Raw genomic sequence first — 15,991 nt, forward strand, 5'->3', positions numbered from 1 at the left:
AGGGGGCGCCGGAAGCTACGGCACGCCTGGAGACGGGGCTACGCGTCGACCTCCACCAGTCGCTTCCCGTCGAAGGTCATGACCTCGAAGTGGGAGATCTGGTTGGGTTCGAAGGCGGCGCCGCCGTGCACGTAGAGCGGCTTCCCGCCCTTGTCGGCGGTGGCGTCGGGGATGCCGTAGCCCCGGTCGGGGACCGTCCAGGAGGTGAGGGTCTCCCGCTCGCCGTTCTTGCCGACGGCGATCAGGGAGCACTTCTGGGGGCCCCGGAGGTTCTTCAGCTCCAGGACCGTCTCGGTGCCCCAGGCCTTCCTCTGCAGGGCCACGGTCGCGCTGACCCGGGTGGCCGGGTCGGTGGCGGTGACCCGGTCCGGCATGGCGGCGAAGGCGGACTCGGCGGGGCTCGCCGCGGTCGGCTGCGCCGCCTCGGTCCTGCGGCCGCCGCCGTCGTCGCCTCCCCCTCCGCCCGTGGTCGCCACGGCGGCGAACGGGCCGCCGATGATCAGCGCGGCCGCGGTGCCCACCAGGTAGAGGTTGCGTCGGCGTTTGCGCGCGCGGCGTTCGGCGACCTCGTCGACGAGCTTCTCCGAGAGCCGGGGGCTCGGCTTCGCGGTGAGCGACTCGGCGATCGCGGGTGTGCCGGTGCCCGGCAGATCCGCGAGCGCGGCCATCATCGGCTCCAGGCCGGCCAGCTCGTCGAGCTGCTGGGCGCACCAGTCGCAGGTGGCGAGGTGGGCCTCGAAGGCCGTCGCCTCGGCGTCGTCGAGGATTCCGAGGGCGTAGGCGCCGACGGTCTCGTGCTCGTTCGGCGCCGGTGATCCCTGCATGGGGACAGAATTACCCGTGTCACCCGGGCCGAATCCCCCGTCGAAACCCTGAACTCCCCCGTACCCGCTCATCACGCCGTCACCCCCCGCTCCTCCAGAGCCAGCTTCATCGAACGCAGGGCGTAGAACACCCGGGAGCGAACGGTGCCGCTGGGTATGCCCAGTGTCTGCGCCGCCTCATTGACGGTACGCCCCTTGAAGTACGTCTCGACGAGGACCTCCCGGTGGGCCGGGGTCAGGTCGTCGAGCGCGTCCGACAGCGTCATCAGCCACAGCGCCTTGTCGATCTCGTCCTCCGCGGGGATGACCTCCAGCGGCGACGGATCGACCTCCTGCGGCCGGGCCTGCCGGCTGCGGTGGCCGTCGATGACGATGCGACGCGCGACCGTCACCAGCCAGGGGCGTACCGATCCGGTCGCCCGGTTGAGCTGACCGGCGTTCTTCCAGGCACGGATGAGCGTCTCCTGGACGACGTCCTCGGCGCGCTGGCGGTCCCCCGCGACCAGCCGCAGCACATAGGCCAGCAAGGGGCCGGCGTGCTCGCGGTACAGCGCGCGCATCAGCTCCTCGTCGGGTTCCGAGGACGACTGCGACATGCGATGTCGGGCCCTCGCACCACGTTCACCGGCCACGACGGAATCCTTGCGCACGCCCACCTCCGATGTCCGGGGGTTCCCCCAGTCGGTCGCTCGCCCATTCGGTACGGACGTGAAGTGCGGCGTGTTCAAAGGGGGATGGCGGATTTCTCGGGGACGGCACGGCGAGGGGGGACACTGCGGCACATAACCGCCCCTATCTCTTCACATCTCTGTCACACCGGTGTGCGTGGTTTCCGGCGGGCCTGGTTCAGCGGGCGAGGGCGGCGCGGCGGCGGTGTCGGGCGACGCGCTCGCGGTTGCCGCAGATCTCGCTGGAGCACCAGCGCCGGCGCCGGCCGCGGGAGGTGTCGAGGTAGACGATGGGGCAGTTGTCGCCCTCGCACTGCCGCAGGCCCGCCCGGGCGACCGGGTCGGTGAGCAGTTCCACGGCGTCCCGCGCGAGGGCGCCGAGCAGCGCCGAGCACCGCGGCGGCCCGGTCAGCTCCCGCACCAGTACGCCGTCCTCGCCGGGCACCGCACGGGGCGCCGGGGGTGCGGCGAGGGCGAGTTCGTTGACGCGGGCGAGCGCGAGGTCGTACGGGCGGGCACGCGGTGCCGGTCGGGCGCGCACCAGTCTCGCGGTCTCGCAGCGCAGTTCGCGGAAGCCGGTCAGCCAGGAGGGGTCGGCGTGGGCCAGCGGCGTGCCGGGCGGGACGAGTCCGGAGCCGGTGATCCAGGCGCGCAGGGCGTCCAGGGAGCCGAGGCGTTCCACGGGGTGGGTGGTGGCGATGAGGTCCAGGCAGATCCGCCCGGTGTCGAACCGCAGCTCGTAGGGGTCGGTGGCCGTACCCAGTGCCATGTTCCTGTCACCGCCTAGGGCTTGCCCGCCGGGGCGCGGGCCGGGAAGGGGAGCAGGGGGCCGCTTGCGGACCACTGCCTCTACAGTGCCTGCCCGCGTGCGCGCCCGGAACCCCTCGTACCGCCGCCGCGTGGACGCTCGCGTATGCGCCCGCGCGTCCGGGCCATGTCCGGCGTGCGGCGGCGCCCGTTGACTGGACGCATGGCAGACAACGACAGGGAGCGGCGGTCCCGCACCGCCGGTGGAGTGCTGGTCGCGGCCACGGTCGCCGCGGGTCTGATGGCCGGGACGTTCTACGTCTTCGCCTGCGCCGTGATGCCCGCGCTGGCCCGCAGCGACGACCGGGTGTACGTCGCGGTGATGCGCGACGTCAACGAGGTCATCGAGAACCCGGTGTTCCTGCTGGGCTTCATGGGGGCGCTGGTGCTGGCGGGGCTGGCGGGGTGGCAGTCCCGCCGTGTGCCGGGCCGTTGGTGGGTCCTGGCGGGCGCGACGGCGTACGCGCTCGCCTTCCTGGTCACCGTGGCCGGGAACGTCCCGCTCAACGACGCCCTGGCGCGGCCCGGCGATCCGGCGGCGCTGCGCGAGCGGTTCGAGGACCCGTGGGTGGCGTGGAACACCGTCCGTGCCGTGCTGTCGACGGTGGCGACGGGGTGCCTGGCCGCGGGGCTCCTGGTCCGGGGGCGCGGGCGGCACGGCTCGGCGAACCGGTGACGGGCCCTCAGTCCGTCGTGTACTTGGCGTCCGTGGCCGGGTCCAGGGACAGGCGGTAGCCGCGCTTGACCACCGTCTGGATCAGCTTGGGGGCGCCGAGGGACGTGCGCAGGCGGGCCATCGCGGTCTCGACGGCGTGTTCGTCGCGGCCGGTGCCCGGCAGGGCGCGCAGCAGCTCCGCGCGGGGCACGACCCAGCCGGGCCGCCGGGCGAGGGCACGCAGCAGGGCCATGCCGGCGGGCGGCACGGGCCTCGGGTCGCCGTCGACGAGCACCGCGTGGCCGCGGATCTCCAGCCGGTACCCGGCGACCGGCAGGGCGCGGGCGCGGGCCGGCAGCTCCTGGCAGAGCAGTTGGACGAGGGGGCCGAGCCGGAAGCGTTCGGGCTGGACCGTGGCGACGCCGTGTGCCTGGAGCGGCACCGCGGTGACCGGTCCGACGCAGGCCGGCAGCACGTCGTGCCCGAACGCGGCGAGCAGGTCCGGCAGCAGACCCCGCTCCTCGGCCCGGCCCAGCAGGGACACCGCGGCGGGCGCGCTGGTGAACGTCACGGCGTCCACGCCCCGCGACACGGCGGCGTCCAGCAACCGGTCCACGGGGCCGAGGTCCTCCGGCGGCAGCCACCGGTACACGGGCACCCCGACGACGTCGGCGCCGGCCTCGCGCAGCGCCTCCACGAACCCCGGCAGCGGCTCACCGTGCAGCTGTACGGCGATCCGGCGGCCCGCGACGCCTTCCTCCAGGAGCCGGTCGAGCACCTCGGCCATCGACTCCGACGCCGGTGACCAGCGCTCGGTGAGTCCCGCGGCCCGCACCGCCCCCTTGACCTTGGGCCCGCGCGCCAGCAGCTCCACCGCGCGCAGCCGTTCCAGCAGCGCGTCGCCGAGCCCCCAGCCGTCCGCGGCCTCGACCCACCCCCTGAACCCGATGGCGGTGGTGGCGACGACGACGTCCGGGGCCCGGTCGACGATCCTCTTGGTCGCGGACATCAGCTCGGCGTCGTCGGAGAGCGGCACGATCCGCAGCGCCGGCGCGTACTGGACGGCGGCACCGCGCCGCCCCAGCAGCGCGCCCAGTTCGTCGGCCCGGCGGGCGGCGGTCACGCCCACGGTGAATCCGGCCAGCGGACCGTGGTCGGGCCGCCGCGCCTTCCCGCCCCCGCCGTCCGCGTCGCTCACGTCGTCCATTGTTCGCCGCGCTCCGATCCGTTCGCACCCGCGTGCACAGTCACCTGGCGACCGAGCCTGTCAACGGTGCGTGACGGGCTCGGTTCCGCCTCATGTCACCAGTGTTACGTCACCTCACACCTCGGCGTGGCGGAGCCCGGCCCCCACCCGTTCCCGGCCGACCGCGCCCTCCGGCGTCCGGACGGCGGGACGACGAAGGTATACCGCCCACGTCACGGCGAAGCACACGGCGTAGAAGGCGAGGAACGCGACGAAGGCGCCCGTGCCCGAGCCGGAGGACAGGAAGGACTGCCGGAAGGCGAGGTTGACGGCGACTCCGCCGAGCGCGCCCACCGCGCCGATCAGCCCCATGGAGGCGCCGGAGAGCCGGCGCCCGTACGCCACCGCTTCCTCCCCCGTCAGCCCCTTGTCCAGCGCCTTGTTCTGGAAGATCCCCGGGATCATCTTGAACGTCGAGCCGTTGCCCAGCCCGCTGAGCACGAACAGCACCACGAACACGGCCGCGAACAGCCCGAGCGACTCCGCCAGGCCGGCCGCGACGAGGGCGGCCGTGGCGGCGGCCATGGCGACGAAGTTCCACAGGGTGATCCGCGCGCCGCCGTACCGGTCGGCGAGCCTGCCGCCCAGCGGCCGGACGAGGGAGCCGAGCAGCGGACCGATGAAGGTGAGGTAGGCCGCCTGGAGCGGGGTGCGCCCGAACTGGCTCTGCAGCACCTGCCCGAAGGCGAAGCTGTAGCCGATGAACGAGCCGAACGTGCCGACGTACAGCACCGACATGATCCAGGTGTGGGCCTGCCGGGCGGCGTCCTTGGCGGCCCCGGTGTCGTTCCTCACGGAGGCCAGGTTGTCCATGAAGCAGGCGGCGAGGACGGCGGCCGCCAGGATCAGCGGGATGTAGACGCCCAGCAGCACCCGGGGCCCGCCGCTCGCCCCGATGATCGCGAGGGCGACGAGCTGGATGACCGGCACGCCGATGTTGCCGCCCCCGGCGTTGAGGCCGAGCGCCCAGCCCTTCTTCCTGAGCGGGAAGAAGGCGTTGATGTTGGTCATGGAGGAGGCGAAGTTGCCGCCGCCGATGCCGGCCAGCATCCCGACGAGCAGGAACGTCGAGAAGGAGGTCCCCGGTTCCATGACGGCGAAGGCCGCGACGGTCGGCACCAGCAGCAGCCCGGCGGAGGCGATCGTCCAGTTCCGCCCGCCGAAGACGGCGACGGCGAAGGTGTACGGCACCCGCACGACCGCGCCGACGAGCGTCACCGCGGACGTCAGCAGGAACTTGTCGGCGGGAGTCAGCCCGTACTCCGGGCCCATGAAGAGCACCAGCACGGACCACAGCGTCCAGACCGAGAACCCGATGTGCTCCGAGAGCACGGAGAAGAACAGGTTCCGCCGGGCGGTCCGCTCCCCCGTCTCCCTCCAGAAGGTCTCGTCCTCCGGATCCCAGTACGCGATCCAGCGGCCGCCAGGGACTGTCATGACGCCTCCACGGTGCTCCACAGCTCGTTCGCACCGAAGCTAGGCAGGACGCGTTTCGGGCCGGTGGGGCTGTGGATGACCGGAAGGGAACGTTGCTCTCACCCGCCGCCGGTACGGGATGAGAGAACACGCTCAGCCCTGCGGGGGCCGCTGCTGCCAGTGCGGGTTCTGCTGCGGCGGGGCGTACGGCTGCGGGGCGTACGCCTGCGGGGCCTGCTGGGGCGGGTACGGCTGGGGCTGCTGGGCCGGGTGGGGCTGCTGCGGCTGGGCGTACGGCTGGGGCGGCTGCCCGTACGGCTGCTGCGGCTGGGCGTACGGCGGCTGCTGGGGCGGGTACGGCTGCTGCGGTCCGCCGTAGGGCTGCTGCGGCGGCTGGGCGGCGTACGGGCCGGGGGCCGGCTGTCCGTAGCCCCCGGGCGGGAGGTAGCGCACCCGCCCCTCCTCGTCGGCCACCGGCGTGAAGCCGGCGGCCCCCAGCCGGGCCGCGAACCTGGCGTTGCGCTTGCGGGTGACGAGGAAGCCGACGCCCAGGATCGCCAGGACGACGAGCCAGACGACCGCGGCCACGACGAAGTCGTCGGAGGAGCCGCCCGCGCGGTAGGCGAGGACGACGCAGCCGACGGTGACGCCGAGCGCGCCGTAGCCCATCCGCTTCTCGGCGTTCTTGCCGGTGAGGTCGAAGTTGATGCGGGCCTTGAGCAGTTCGAAGGCGTCCGGCACCAGCGGCGGCAGCGAGACGCCGTCCCCGGCGTTCGGGTACTGCGCCCAGTTCTGCGCGGCCCGGGTCCGGGCCTGCGGGCTCGGGTCGGGAAGCAGGAGCATGGTGAGCGAGGCGTTGTTCCCGCCGCCCTGGCGCACGTCGGCGTACTCGTAGCCGAACTGCTGGGCGACGAAGGCGAGTCTGGCGAGCTTCTTCACGGACGCCATCGGGCTGGTGAGCTGGACCGGCTCCCCGCTCGCCATCAACCGCAGCATCTTCTGCGTCTGCCGCCTGCTCATTCCGCCCGCTCCCCCTGACCGCTCACGCCACGCTGTTCACCCGCGCGACCGGGGCAGTCTCGCACGGAGGGCCGGCACGCGTCAGCCCCGGTGCGCGGCGCGGGCCCCGGCCGGTTTCCGCTCGGTCCGCTTCCCGCCGTCCGGCCACATCTGCGGGGTGCGCTTGGCGGCCACGTCCTCCATCCAGCCGAACCAGACGATGCAGCTCCCGATGAGCACCCAGGCGATGGCGAGGACCGGCCAGGGGCTGTTCAGCAGCCAGGGGACGTTCTCGTACATGACCTCGAAGCCCCACAGCTGGTCCCACAGCGTGGCCGCGACGACGATGCAGATGTTGTGCCACAGGTAGATCGTCACGGCACGGGAGTTGAGCAGGGTGATCAGGCGGTCCCAGCGGCGCAGCCGGCGCGGCCACTCGGCCCACGACGGGCTGACGTGCAGGAGCAGCAGCACCGTCGCGAAGGACCAGACGGCCTGTGCGAAGGGGATGGAGTCCAGGTCGTAGCCGGTCTTGAAGCCTTCCCTGAAGGCGTACCAGAGGCCGAGGGCGGCGATGATCGGGGCCACCGAGGGCACGGCGTAGCGCGGCAGCCGCTTCAGGACGCCTTCCTGGTGGGCCATGCCCAGCACCCAGCAGGCGCCGAAGGTGCTGAAGTCGGTGAGCGCCGAGGGGAAGCGCTCGCCCGGCAGGTTGAGGTAGCCGAACTGGAAGGCGGCCGACAGCGCGAGCGGCGCCAGGATCGTCACCCACGGCAGGGAGCGCAGCGCGCGCAGCAGGAGCGGGGAGAGCAGGACGTACCAGAGGTAGGCGCGGATGTACCAGAGCGGTCCCGCGAGGTCGGACGCCCAGTTGTCGGCGAGGATCCCGTGGATGCCCGGCAGTCCCTCGCCGAACGGCGGGTCGCTCAGCGGCAGGACCCAGTAGAGGAGGTGGAACCACCACCAGCCGGGGTGGCCCTCGTCGTTCGGGCCCCAGCCCTGCAGCACCATGCCGGTGACGCCGACGGCGCCCAGCAGCCACAGCGGCGGCAGCAGCCGGCGCATGCGGCTGCGGACGACCTGGACGGCCGGGCGCTTGAGGGAGCGGGCCATCAGGTTGCCCGCGAGGGCGAACATCACGCCCATGGACGGGAACACCACCGGCAGCCAGGCCCAGCCCATCAGGTGGTACAGGACCACACGGAAGAGGGCCACGGCCCGCAGCAGGTCGAAGTACCGGTCGCGGACGGGGCCCCGCCGGGCCTGCTTCTGCTGGGGCATGACGGGTCCGGCCGGTCCGGCGGGCCCAGCGGGTCCAGCGGGTCCGGTCGGTACGCCCGGTGCGGCGCCGAGGGGCGGGTACGGAGGTTCCGCGCCGACGGACGGGTACGGCGGCGGGGGTGGTGCGGTCACGTGCGGGACTCTCCGGGTGGTGGCGGGCGCGGCGGCGGCCGGGGCGGGCGGGACGGGCGTCGGCCGCGGCGGGCGCGTCGGGTCGAACGGCGGGGTGGTCATCCGACCGGCCTCCCGTCCATGGCACCGGACCGCCGCTGGGGCGGTACGCCGTCGGCTCCGGGCGGCGGCGCGGACACGCCGCCGCTGCGCCGCAGCTTCTGCCAGCGCAGCCGGCCGCCGGTGAGCGCCGTGATCCAGGACTGGAGCAGCACCACGTACATGATCTGGCGGTACAGGATCTGCTGGAGGGGCAGCGAGATGAGCGGGGCCAGCCGTTCCCGGTCGAGCCGGAAGGCGAAGGCCGCGCAGACCGCCTGGATGGCGAGGACGCCCAGCCACGCCATGACCGTCTGCTGGGTCGGGCCGAAGACGAGGCCGTAGAGCAGGAAGACGTCGATCAGCGGGGCCAGCAGCGGGGCCACGATCATGAACAGGGAGACGAAGGGCAGGCCCACGCGGCCGAAGCGGCCCGAGGGGCCCTTCTCGATCACCGCGCGGCGGTGCTTCCAGATGGCCTGCATGGTGCCGTACGACCAGCGGTAACGCTGGGACCAGAGTTGGCTGACGGACTCCGGGGCCTCGGTCCAGGCGCGGGCGTTCTCGGCGTAGACGACGCGCCAGCCGGCGCGGTGCAGCGCCATGGTGACGTCGGTGTCCTCGGCGAGCGTGTCGTCGCTCATGCCCCCGAAGGGCTCCAGGGCGGAGCGGCGGAAGGCGCCGACGGCACCGGGGATCGTCGGCATGCAGCCGAGGACGTCGTACATCCGGCGGTCCAGGTTGAAGCCCATCACGTACTCGATGTGCTGCCAGGCGCCGATGAGGGTGTCCTTGTTGCCGACCTTCGCGTTGCCGGCCACCGCGCCCACCCTCGGGTCGCCGAAGGGCTGGACGAGTTCGCGGACGGTGGACGGTTCGAAGACGGTGTCGCCGTCCATCATCACGACGATGTCGTAACGGGCGTTGGCCAGGCCGCGGTTGAGGGCGGCCGGCTTGCCGGCGTTGAGCTGGCGGATCACCCGGACGTTCGGCAGGCCGAGGCCCTCCACGATCCGGGCGGTGCCGTCACTGGAGCCGTCGTCGATGACGATGACCTCGATCGGGTGGTCGCTCTCCATCAGGGAACGGACCGTGTTCTCGATGCACTTGGCCTCGTTGTACGCCGGGACCAGCACCGTCACCGGTTCGGTGATCGCCGCTCCCCAGCTGAAGCGCCGGCGGCGGACCCGGCGGGCGTGGACGCCGGACAGGAGCAGCATCAGGACGAAACGGCCGATGACCAGCGTGCCGATGACGGCCAGGCCCACCACCAGGGCGTCGGTGAGCCGTTCCGAGGCCTGGACCAGGAAGACCCAGGCCTTGCCCTTCCACAGGTCGACGCCGGTCACCGGGCTCATGGCGCTGGGGACGTCCAGGGCCTCGGTGAGGTTGTCGAACTCGTAGCCCTGCTTCTTCAGGTCGGGCAGGAACCTGTCCAGAGCCTGCACGGTCTGGTGGCGGTCGCCGCCGGAGTCGTGCATGAGGACGATGGCGCCCTTGCCGCCGTGCGGCGTGGCCCGGCGGATGATCTCGTGGACGCCGGGCTTCTTCCAGTCCTCGCTGTCGGTGTTGTTGACGACGGTGATGTAGCCGCGGCTGCCTATGTACTGCGTGACGGGCCAGGACTTGTCGTCCATGGCGTCGGCGAAGGAGGAGTACGGCGGGCGGAACAGCGAGGTGCGCACGCCGGCCGCGCCGGTGATCGCCAACTGGTTCTGCGACAGCTCCCAGTCGATGCGCTTCTTGGACTGGTAGGAGAGGTCGGGGTGGTTGAAGGTGTGCAGGCCCACCTCGTGGCCCTCGTCGACCATGCGTTTGACGAGGTCCGGGTAGCGGGAGGCCATGGTGCCGGTGACGAAGAAGACCGCGTGCGCGTCGTGCTTCTTCAGCACGTCCAGCACGCGCGGCGTCCAGGTCGGGTCCGGGCCGTCGTCGAAGGTGAGGACGAGCCGGTGGTCGGGCACGCTGAGGCTCTCGGTGCGGCCGTCGCGGACGTCGATGACCGGGCCGCCGTCCAGGATCTTCTGCGGTACCTGGCCGGTGGCGGCGGGCGGCTGGATGCGGTGGTCGGCGAGGATCTCGCTGTGCACGTATCCGCGCAGCATGAGCATGGCCACCAGGGCGACCAGGACGAGCAGCGGGAGCAGCAGGCGCAAGGGCAGGCGACGGCGGGAGCCCTCACGGGCGCTGCGCGCGGCCCCGTGACGGCGGGTGCGGGATGCCATCAGAGGGTGTTCTCCGGGGACAGGGAAGAGGACGAGGTGGAGGTGCGGGTGCCGCCGGGCCCGGCGGCGACGACGGGTGCGCCGGCCGGTCCCGCCACGGGGCCCGTACCGCTCGCACCGTTGGCGTTGGTGCCGCTCGCGCCCGGGTCGGTGCCCGTGGTGGAGCCGCCGGTCGGGGTGGTCGGGTCGCCCGTGGTCTCGCCGCCGCCCGCCGGGTCCGACGGGTTCGTGGTGACGGGGGGCGGCACCTGGGTCGACTGCGTCGGGTCCGGTCCGGTCGCGCCGGTACCGCCCGGCTGCTGTCCGGTCCCGGACGCCGTCGACTCGGGGCCGGTGCTCGTCACGGGCCGGCCTGTGCCGCCGCCGGACGCGCCGGAGGTGCCGGACGCCGTCGACCCGCCGCCGGGCGAGGTGGTCACGCCGGTGGTGGCCGAGGGGTCGGCCTGGGGTCCGTCGGTGCCGGTGGCGGAGGGCCGCACCGGTTGCGAGGGCAGCGGGGTGGTGTCGACCTGGCCGGCCGGCTGGCCCTCCTCCTGGCCCGGTGCGGGCATCCAGGGCGCGTCGGAGTTGCCGGAGAGCAGCGTGGAGACGATGACGACGGCATAGACCGCGCAGGCGATGCCGACGAGGATGCCGAGCCGGCGGTACAGACGGCTGCGGCGCCCCGACGAGTCGACGAAGACGGGGCCGTCGGAGGCCTCGGCAGCGCGCTTGCGGTGTCCGCCGTCGGCCCGCAGGAGCACACCGTCGCCGAGGTGGACGGCGTCGAGCTGGACTGTCACCTCGTGCGGGTCGTGGGTGTGGGCACCGGCGTGGGCGCCCTCGTCGCCGTCCGCACCCGGGGTCTCCTGCCAGGGGTCGCGCAGCGCGGCGGTGGCGGGGCCGGGCGCGGGTGCGGTGCGGGGCGTGGGGAGGACGCGGGTGCGGTCGGTCGGGGCGGCGGGACGGACCGGCGGGAGGACGTCCGTCCGGTCCGCGTCGGGACCGTCGCCGGGGGGCCGACCGGTTCCGGTCGCCGGGGCGGCGCCGGTCACCGTGCCGAAGGAGATCGTCCTCGTGGGGTCGGCTCCGGCCGCGTGGGCCCTTCTCGGGTCCGCCCCGGCCGTGCGGGCCCTCGTGGGGTCGAGGGCGGTCGGGTGGGTCCTCGTGGGGTCGAGGGCGGTCGGGTCGGTCCCGACGGGGCGGGGACTCCGCGGGGCCGCCTGCTCCGGCCGGTTCGGGCGCGGACCGTGGGTACCGGGGCCGTCGGGGCGCGGGCTGTACGGGCCGGGGCCACCGGGGCGCGGTTCACTCGGGGTCGGACGACCGGGGTACGCGCCGCCCGGGGTCGGACGACCGGGATTCGCAGCGTACGGGCCGGGGCCACCAGGGCCCTGTCCGCCCGGGGTCGGACGGCCGGAGTTCGCGCCGTTCGAGGTCGTGCCAGCAGGGTTCGCGCCGTAGGGGCCGGGGCCACCAGGGCCCGGATCGCCCGGGGTCGGACGGCCGGAGTTCGCGCCGTTCGAGGTCGTGCCAGCAGGGTTCGCGCCGTAAGGGCCGGGGCCACCAGGGCCCGGATCGCCCAGGTCCGTACGACGAGGGTTCGCGCCGCCCGGGGTCGGACGACCGGGATTCGCGGTGTACGGGCCTGGGCCCTGTTCGTTGGGGGTCGTACGGCCGGGCTGCGCGTCGTTCGGGTTCGTGCCGTTCGGGTCGGGCTTGCCCCAGGTTATGCGTCCTCGGCCCAGCGGGTCGGGGCCGAGGCCGAGGGCCGCACGGGCGCCGCTCGTCGGGGGACCGTGCATCGGGCTCCGGCCGGTCCGGTCCCGGTCGCCTATTCGGGCCCCGAGTATCTCGGTCGCGTCGGCGTCGGCATCGTGACGCGGCCCGTCGCCGGACCCTGCGAACCAGCCCGGGTCCGTCGCGCTCATCGGAGGCCTCCCGGCCGGCGGGACGGCCGCGGCCGCGGGCAGCACCTCGGTGGCGTCGGCATCCTGTCTCGCCTCCGGGAGATCACGAGCCCCGGACTCGGCCACAGGCCACTCCGGTTGGGCGTCTTTTTGCCATTTCTTCACGCGCGCGCACTTCCCCCCACGGACCACTTCCGGGTGCGCACACGACTCCGAGCACACGTCGGCCGAACCGGCCCCCACCAGGTTCGAGCGCCCCCTGTATCACACCGTGCTCAGGCAGAGAATGTAGCGCACGCGGAGGATGTGTGGTTGCCGCGTGTCACTTGTGGGCGGACATCACAGCGGCGTCCGCGGCCGGAATCCATCCCCCGACAGGCACCCGGAGCCAGTCGTTTTCGGCCGCGACCTGGGACGCCGCCCCGCGCAGCGCGTCGAGCGCCGGATGCACCAGTCCCTTTCGCCAGACAAGTGAGACCGGCGACAGCGGCACGGGGTCGACGAGCGGACGCACCACGGTCGCCGCCATGGCCGGAAAGCTCTCCACCGCGAGGATCGGATTGCGCGTCTTGTCCATGATCCGCTGGAACTCCTCCTCCCCGATCGCCAGCGGAGCGGGTGACGCCACGTCGATGCCACGTCCCTCGAACAGGCGATGCGCGAGGTCGGTCCACTCCGGCGTGCGCGGGTTGCCCGCCCCGGCGTACACGCTCTCCCCGGCGAGTGCGGGCAGCGGCACCTCCGCCAGCCGGGCCAGCGGATGCTCCTCGGGCAGGACGACGGCCATGGGTTCGTAGCGCACGGGCTGATGGCCGAGCCCCGACCCGAGTGCCGCGGGCAGTCCCGCGAAGCGGCCGAAGGAGGCGTCGACGCGGCCGGCGAGCAGTTCACCGGCGGCGTGCGTCAGGCCGCTCTCGTACCGCGCCATCAGCTCCTGCTCGGGAGCGAGTGCGCGGGCCCGCTCCAGGACCAGGCGGCCGGTGACCAGGCCCGGGGAGTTGAGGTCGACCAGCAGCGGGCGGGCCTGCCCGAAGGCTGCCAGCAAATCGTCCTGCGCCTGGAGGACCCGGCGGGCGTACGGCAGCAGGCGCACGCCGTCGGCCGTCAACGTCACCTGCCGGGTGGTCCGGACGAACAGCTCGGCGCCCAACTCCCGTTCCAGGCGCCGCACATCCTTGCTGAGCGCCTGCTGGGCCACGTAGAGACGGGCGGCGGCGCGGGTGAAGTGCAACTCCTCGGCGACGGTGGTGAAGGCGCGCAGGAGGCGGGGGTCGAGGTGGGCGGGTGCGGGCATCCGGTGAACTTACAACGAGGGTGCGTGAATTGCCACGGAGAAGGTGTTGGACCCCCTGATCGTTCCCGGGTGACGGTGGGCGCATGCCGCAACCGACTCCGGCGCGACCGTCCCGCCCCGCTCCGTCCGCCCCCTTCCTGACCGTCACCGCCGACACCGTGGTCGCGGCCGACTTCCGTCCCCGTACCCGGCGCCGGCCGCCCGGCCCGTACCGGCGTCTCCTCTCCACACCCGGCGCCCGCGCCTTCACGATCGGTAATCTGACCGCCCGGCTGCCCATGGGCATGTTCAGCGTGAGCGCGGTCGTGATGATCGCCGACACCCGTGGTTCGTACGCCCTGGCGGGCGCCGTCACCGCGACGGGCCTGGCGGCGACGGCCCTGGTCGCGCCGTGGACCGCGCGGCTCGTCGACCGGCACGGCCAGGCCCGGGTCGCCGTGCCCGCCACCCTCTTCGCCGCGCTGGGCTCCGTCGCCCTGCTGCTGTGCGTCCGGTACGGGGCGCCGGCCTGGACGCTGTTCGCCGCGTACGCCGCCACCGCGACGACGCCCAACACCGGCGGCATGGCCCGCGCCCGCTGGGCCCACCTGCTGAGGGGCGACGCCGACGCGCTGCACACCGCGAACTCCTTCGAGCAGGCCACGGACGAGCTGTGCTACATGCTCGGGCCGGTCGTCGCGGCGTTCCTGTGCACCGCGGTGTTCCCGGAGGCCGGCACGCTCGTGGGCGTGGTGCTGCTGGTGGCGGGCATGCTGCTGTTCGCCGCGCAGCGTGCGACCGAGCCGCCGGCCCGCCCGCGCCCGACGGCGAAGGCGCCGTTGCGGGCTCCGGGCATTCCCCCGCTGTTGGTGGTGTGCCTGGCGACGGGCGGCGTGTTCGGCGCCATGGAGGTCGTCACGATCGCGTTCGCGGACGCACAGGGGCACCGTGCGGCGGCCGGTGCGGTCCTCGCGCTGCAGGCGGCCGGTTCCTGCGCGGCGGGCCTGCTGTACGGCGTGGTCAGGCCGACCGGGCCGGTCGAGCGCCGACTGCCGTGGTGCGTGGCCGCGATGGCGGCCCTGCTGACGCTGCCGCTGCTCGCGGCGTCCCTCAGCGGCTCACTGCCCCTGCTGGCGCTCACGCTGCTGGTCGGCGGGATGGCGACGGCACCCACGATGGTCACCACGATGACGCTGGTGCAGCACCGCACTCCGGAGGGCCGGCTGAACGAGGGCATGACCCTCGCGGTGACCGGCCTGCTCGGCGGCATCGCCTGCGGCAGCGCGGCGGGCGGCTGGACGGTGGAGCACCTCTCCCCCACGGCCGGCTACGCCATACCGGTCACGGCGGCCGCACTGGCCCTGCTCCTCAGCCTGCTGCCGCACCGACGTACCGCACAAAAACGACGAGGGTGAGGTGTGCTCGCGCTTACGCGAGCACACCTCACCCTCGACCTCGTGGAGATGGCGGGAATCGAACCCGCGTCCAACGGTGCGGAATCAGGGCTTCTCCGTGTGCAGTCCGCTTCGATTTTCTCGGCCCCGGAGATCACGCGAACAAGTCTCCGACGGGCCCAGTCACTGTTTGGTTTCCCTCTTCACCCCGTGACCGGGATCAAGGTTTAGTCCCCTAGCTGATGCCAGGATCCGGGTCGGGAACAGCCCCGGGCTGACACTCCCTTAGTAGGAGGCTCGCTTCGCTACCTGAGATCAGGCAGCGAGGGCGAAGGCCTGCTGGGAGGAATCGCGCTTGGTGTTGGCGATTATTTTTTCGGCCTGTGGTTTACGAGATCATGGCCGCTTCCTCGACACGCTTCCCCTGCTTCGACATCCGCTGTCGAAACCGATCATCCCCATGTTGATTTTTCAATCACCGCACCCGCGTCGGGGTGCTTGCACCATCGTACGGGACCAACGCGTACCCGTGCCAGCCTATTCCCGAGGGTCAGGCCCGCTGCTTGCGCCGGATCGCGGAGATCGTCCGCTCCGCCTCGCGGCGGTCCTGCTTCTCCCGGAGGGTCTGACGCTTGTCGTACTCCTTCTTGCCGCGCGCCAGCGCGATCTCGACCTTGGCCCGGCCGTCCTTGAAGTAGAGCGCCAGGGGCACGATCGTGTGACCGGTCTCCTGCGACTTCGACTCCAGCTTGTCGATCTCCACCCGGTGCAGCAGCAGCTTCCGCTTGCGGCGGGCACTGTGGTTGGTCCAGGTGCCCTGGCTGTACTCCGGCACGTGCACGTTGTGCAGCCACGCCTCGTGACCGTCCAGCTGCACGAAGCCGTCGGCCAGCGAGGCCCGCCCCTGGCGCAGCGACTTGACCTCGGTACCGGACAGCACGAGGCCCGCCTCGTAGGTGTCGAGGATCTGGTAGTCGTGCCGCGCCTTCTTGTTCTGCGCGATCAGCTTGCGCCCTTTTTCCTTAGCCATAGTGCGGTCCATTTTGGCACTACGGAGGGGTCCCGGGGAAAGCCGATTACGGGGGCCGGCGTCCGGGGCGGGTC

13 protein-coding genes and 1 other RNA gene are annotated in these 15,991 nt (G+C 72.9%); 2 read left to right on the forward strand and 12 right to left on the reverse strand.

The window, feature by feature from the left end:
* Positions 1–38: 38 nt before the first annotated feature.
* From BJ961_RS31745 to BJ961_RS31755, 3 genes are all read right to left on the reverse strand, one after another.
* Complete coding sequence (locus BJ961_RS31745) at positions 39–824, reverse strand: anti-sigma factor family protein (protein WP_271416210.1); 786 nt, start codon at positions 822–824, stop codon at positions 39–41.
* A 71-nt stretch (positions 825–895) separates the two neighbouring features.
* Positions 896–1,420, reverse strand: a complete 525-nt coding sequence (locus BJ961_RS31750) for a sigma-70 family RNA polymerase sigma factor (protein ID WP_007450155.1) — start codon at positions 1,418–1,420, stop codon at positions 896–898.
* Between the two features lie 250 nt (positions 1,421–1,670).
* Positions 1,671–2,261 (reverse strand): CGNR zinc finger domain-containing protein, encoded by a 591-nt coding sequence (locus tag BJ961_RS31755; RefSeq protein WP_271416211.1) that lies wholly within the window; start codon positions 2,259–2,261, stop codon positions 1,671–1,673.
* 201 nt (positions 2,262–2,462) lie between these two features.
* Here BJ961_RS31755 and BJ961_RS31760 point away from each other — a divergent pair, with 201 nt between their 5' ends.
* Positions 2,463–2,975, forward strand: coding sequence for an anthrone oxygenase family protein (locus BJ961_RS31760; protein ID WP_271416212.1), 513 nt, complete (start codon positions 2,463–2,465; stop codon positions 2,973–2,975).
* Positions 2,976–2,982: 7 nt separating this feature from the next.
* Here the strand turns inward: BJ961_RS31760 and BJ961_RS31765 are convergent, their stop codons facing one another.
* The 7 genes from BJ961_RS31765 to BJ961_RS31795 all read right to left on the reverse strand — a co-directional run bounded on the left by BJ961_RS31765 (position 2,983) and on the right by BJ961_RS31795 (position 13,514).
* Positions 2,983–4,161 carry a uroporphyrinogen-III synthase gene (locus tag BJ961_RS31765; RefSeq protein ID WP_271416213.1) on the reverse strand — a complete coding sequence of 393 codons (1,179 nt, stop codon included), beginning with the start codon at positions 4,159–4,161 and terminating at the stop codon, positions 2,983–2,985.
* Positions 4,162–4,275: 114 nt separating this feature from the next.
* Positions 4,276–5,637, reverse strand: coding sequence for a nitrate/nitrite transporter (locus BJ961_RS31770; RefSeq protein WP_271416214.1), 1,362 nt, complete (start codon positions 5,635–5,637; stop codon positions 4,276–4,278).
* Between the two features lie 132 nt (positions 5,638–5,769).
* Positions 5,770–6,636: a hypothetical protein gene (locus BJ961_RS31775; RefSeq protein WP_271416215.1), complete on the reverse strand. Its 867-nt coding sequence runs from the start codon at positions 6,634–6,636 to the stop codon at positions 5,770–5,772.
* Positions 6,637–6,717: 81 nt separating this feature from the next.
* Complete coding sequence (locus BJ961_RS31780; RefSeq protein WP_271416216.1) at positions 6,718–7,896, reverse strand: acyltransferase family protein; 1,179 nt, start codon at positions 7,894–7,896, stop codon at positions 6,718–6,720.
* A gap of 230 nt (positions 7,897–8,126) precedes the next feature.
* Positions 8,127–10,331, reverse strand: coding sequence for a polysaccharide deacetylase family protein (locus BJ961_RS31785; RefSeq protein WP_271416217.1), 2,205 nt, complete (start codon positions 10,329–10,331; stop codon positions 8,127–8,129).
* Positions 10,331–11,365, reverse strand: a complete 1,035-nt coding sequence (locus tag BJ961_RS31790) for a hypothetical protein (RefSeq protein WP_271416218.1) — start codon at positions 11,363–11,365, stop codon at positions 10,331–10,333. Before BJ961_RS31790 ends, BJ961_RS31785 begins: the two co-directional genes overlap by 1 nt.
* A 1,177-nt stretch (positions 11,366–12,542) precedes the next feature.
* Complete coding sequence (locus tag BJ961_RS31795) at positions 12,543–13,514, reverse strand: LysR family transcriptional regulator (RefSeq protein ID WP_271416219.1); 972 nt, start codon at positions 13,512–13,514, stop codon at positions 12,543–12,545.
* 83 nt (positions 13,515–13,597) lie between these two features.
* On the opposite strand from BJ961_RS31795, the gene BJ961_RS31800 reads away from it, so the two are divergent.
* Positions 13,598–14,908, forward strand: a complete 1,311-nt coding sequence (locus tag BJ961_RS31800) for an MFS transporter (RefSeq protein WP_271416220.1) — start codon at positions 13,598–13,600, stop codon at positions 14,906–14,908.
* Between the two features lie 40 nt (positions 14,909–14,948).
* Here the strand turns inward: BJ961_RS31800 and ssrA are convergent.
* Positions 14,949–15,347, reverse strand: a transfer-messenger RNA (tmRNA) gene (gene ssrA / locus BJ961_RS31805).
* Between the two features lie 90 nt (positions 15,348–15,437).
* Positions 15,438–15,917, reverse strand: coding sequence for an SsrA-binding protein SmpB (smpB, locus tag BJ961_RS31810; RefSeq protein ID WP_052841735.1), 480 nt, complete (start codon positions 15,915–15,917; stop codon positions 15,438–15,440).
* Positions 15,918–15,991 lie beyond the last annotated feature (74 nt).

This window comes from Streptomyces lienomycini (genome assembly GCF_027947595.1).
GTDB lineage: Bacteria > Actinomycetota > Actinomycetes > Streptomycetales > Streptomycetaceae > Streptomyces > Streptomyces lienomycini.

Excerpts from the sequence above, each read along its gene's own strand:
- BJ961_RS31745 (WP_271416210.1), bottom strand. The coding sequence starts at position 824 with ATGCAGGGATCACCGGCGCCGAACGAGCACGAGACCGTCGGCGCCTAC.
- BJ961_RS31750 (WP_007450155.1), bottom strand. The coding sequence starts at position 1,420 with ATGTCGCAGTCGTCCTCGGAACCCGACGAGGAGCTGATGCGCGCGCTG.
- BJ961_RS31755 (WP_271416211.1), bottom strand. The coding sequence starts at position 2,261 with ATGGCACTGGGTACGGCCACCGACCCCTACGAGCTGCGGTTCGACACC.
- BJ961_RS31760 (WP_271416212.1), top strand. The coding sequence starts at position 2,463 with ATGGCAGACAACGACAGGGAGCGGCGGTCCCGCACCGCCGGTGGAGTG.
- BJ961_RS31765 (WP_271416213.1), bottom strand. The coding sequence starts at position 4,161 with ATGGACGACGTGAGCGACGCGGACGGCGGGGGCGGGAAGGCGCGGCGG.
- BJ961_RS31770 (WP_271416214.1), bottom strand. The coding sequence starts at position 5,637 with ATGACAGTCCCTGGCGGCCGCTGGATCGCGTACTGGGATCCGGAGGAC.
- BJ961_RS31775 (WP_271416215.1), bottom strand. The coding sequence starts at position 6,636 with ATGAGCAGGCGGCAGACGCAGAAGATGCTGCGGTTGATGGCGAGCGGG.
- BJ961_RS31780 (WP_271416216.1), bottom strand. The coding sequence starts at position 7,896 with ATGCCCCAGCAGAAGCAGGCCCGGCGGGGCCCCGTCCGCGACCGGTAC.
- BJ961_RS31785 (WP_271416217.1), bottom strand. The coding sequence starts at position 10,331 with ATGGCATCCCGCACCCGCCGTCACGGGGCCGCGCGCAGCGCCCGTGAG.
- BJ961_RS31795 (WP_271416219.1), bottom strand. The coding sequence starts at position 13,514 with ATGCCCGCACCCGCCCACCTCGACCCCCGCCTCCTGCGCGCCTTCACC.
- BJ961_RS31800 (WP_271416220.1), top strand. The coding sequence starts at position 13,598 with ATGCCGCAACCGACTCCGGCGCGACCGTCCCGCCCCGCTCCGTCCGCC.
- smpB (WP_052841735.1), bottom strand. The coding sequence starts at position 15,917 with ATGGCTAAGGAAAAAGGGCGCAAGCTGATCGCGCAGAACAAGAAGGCG.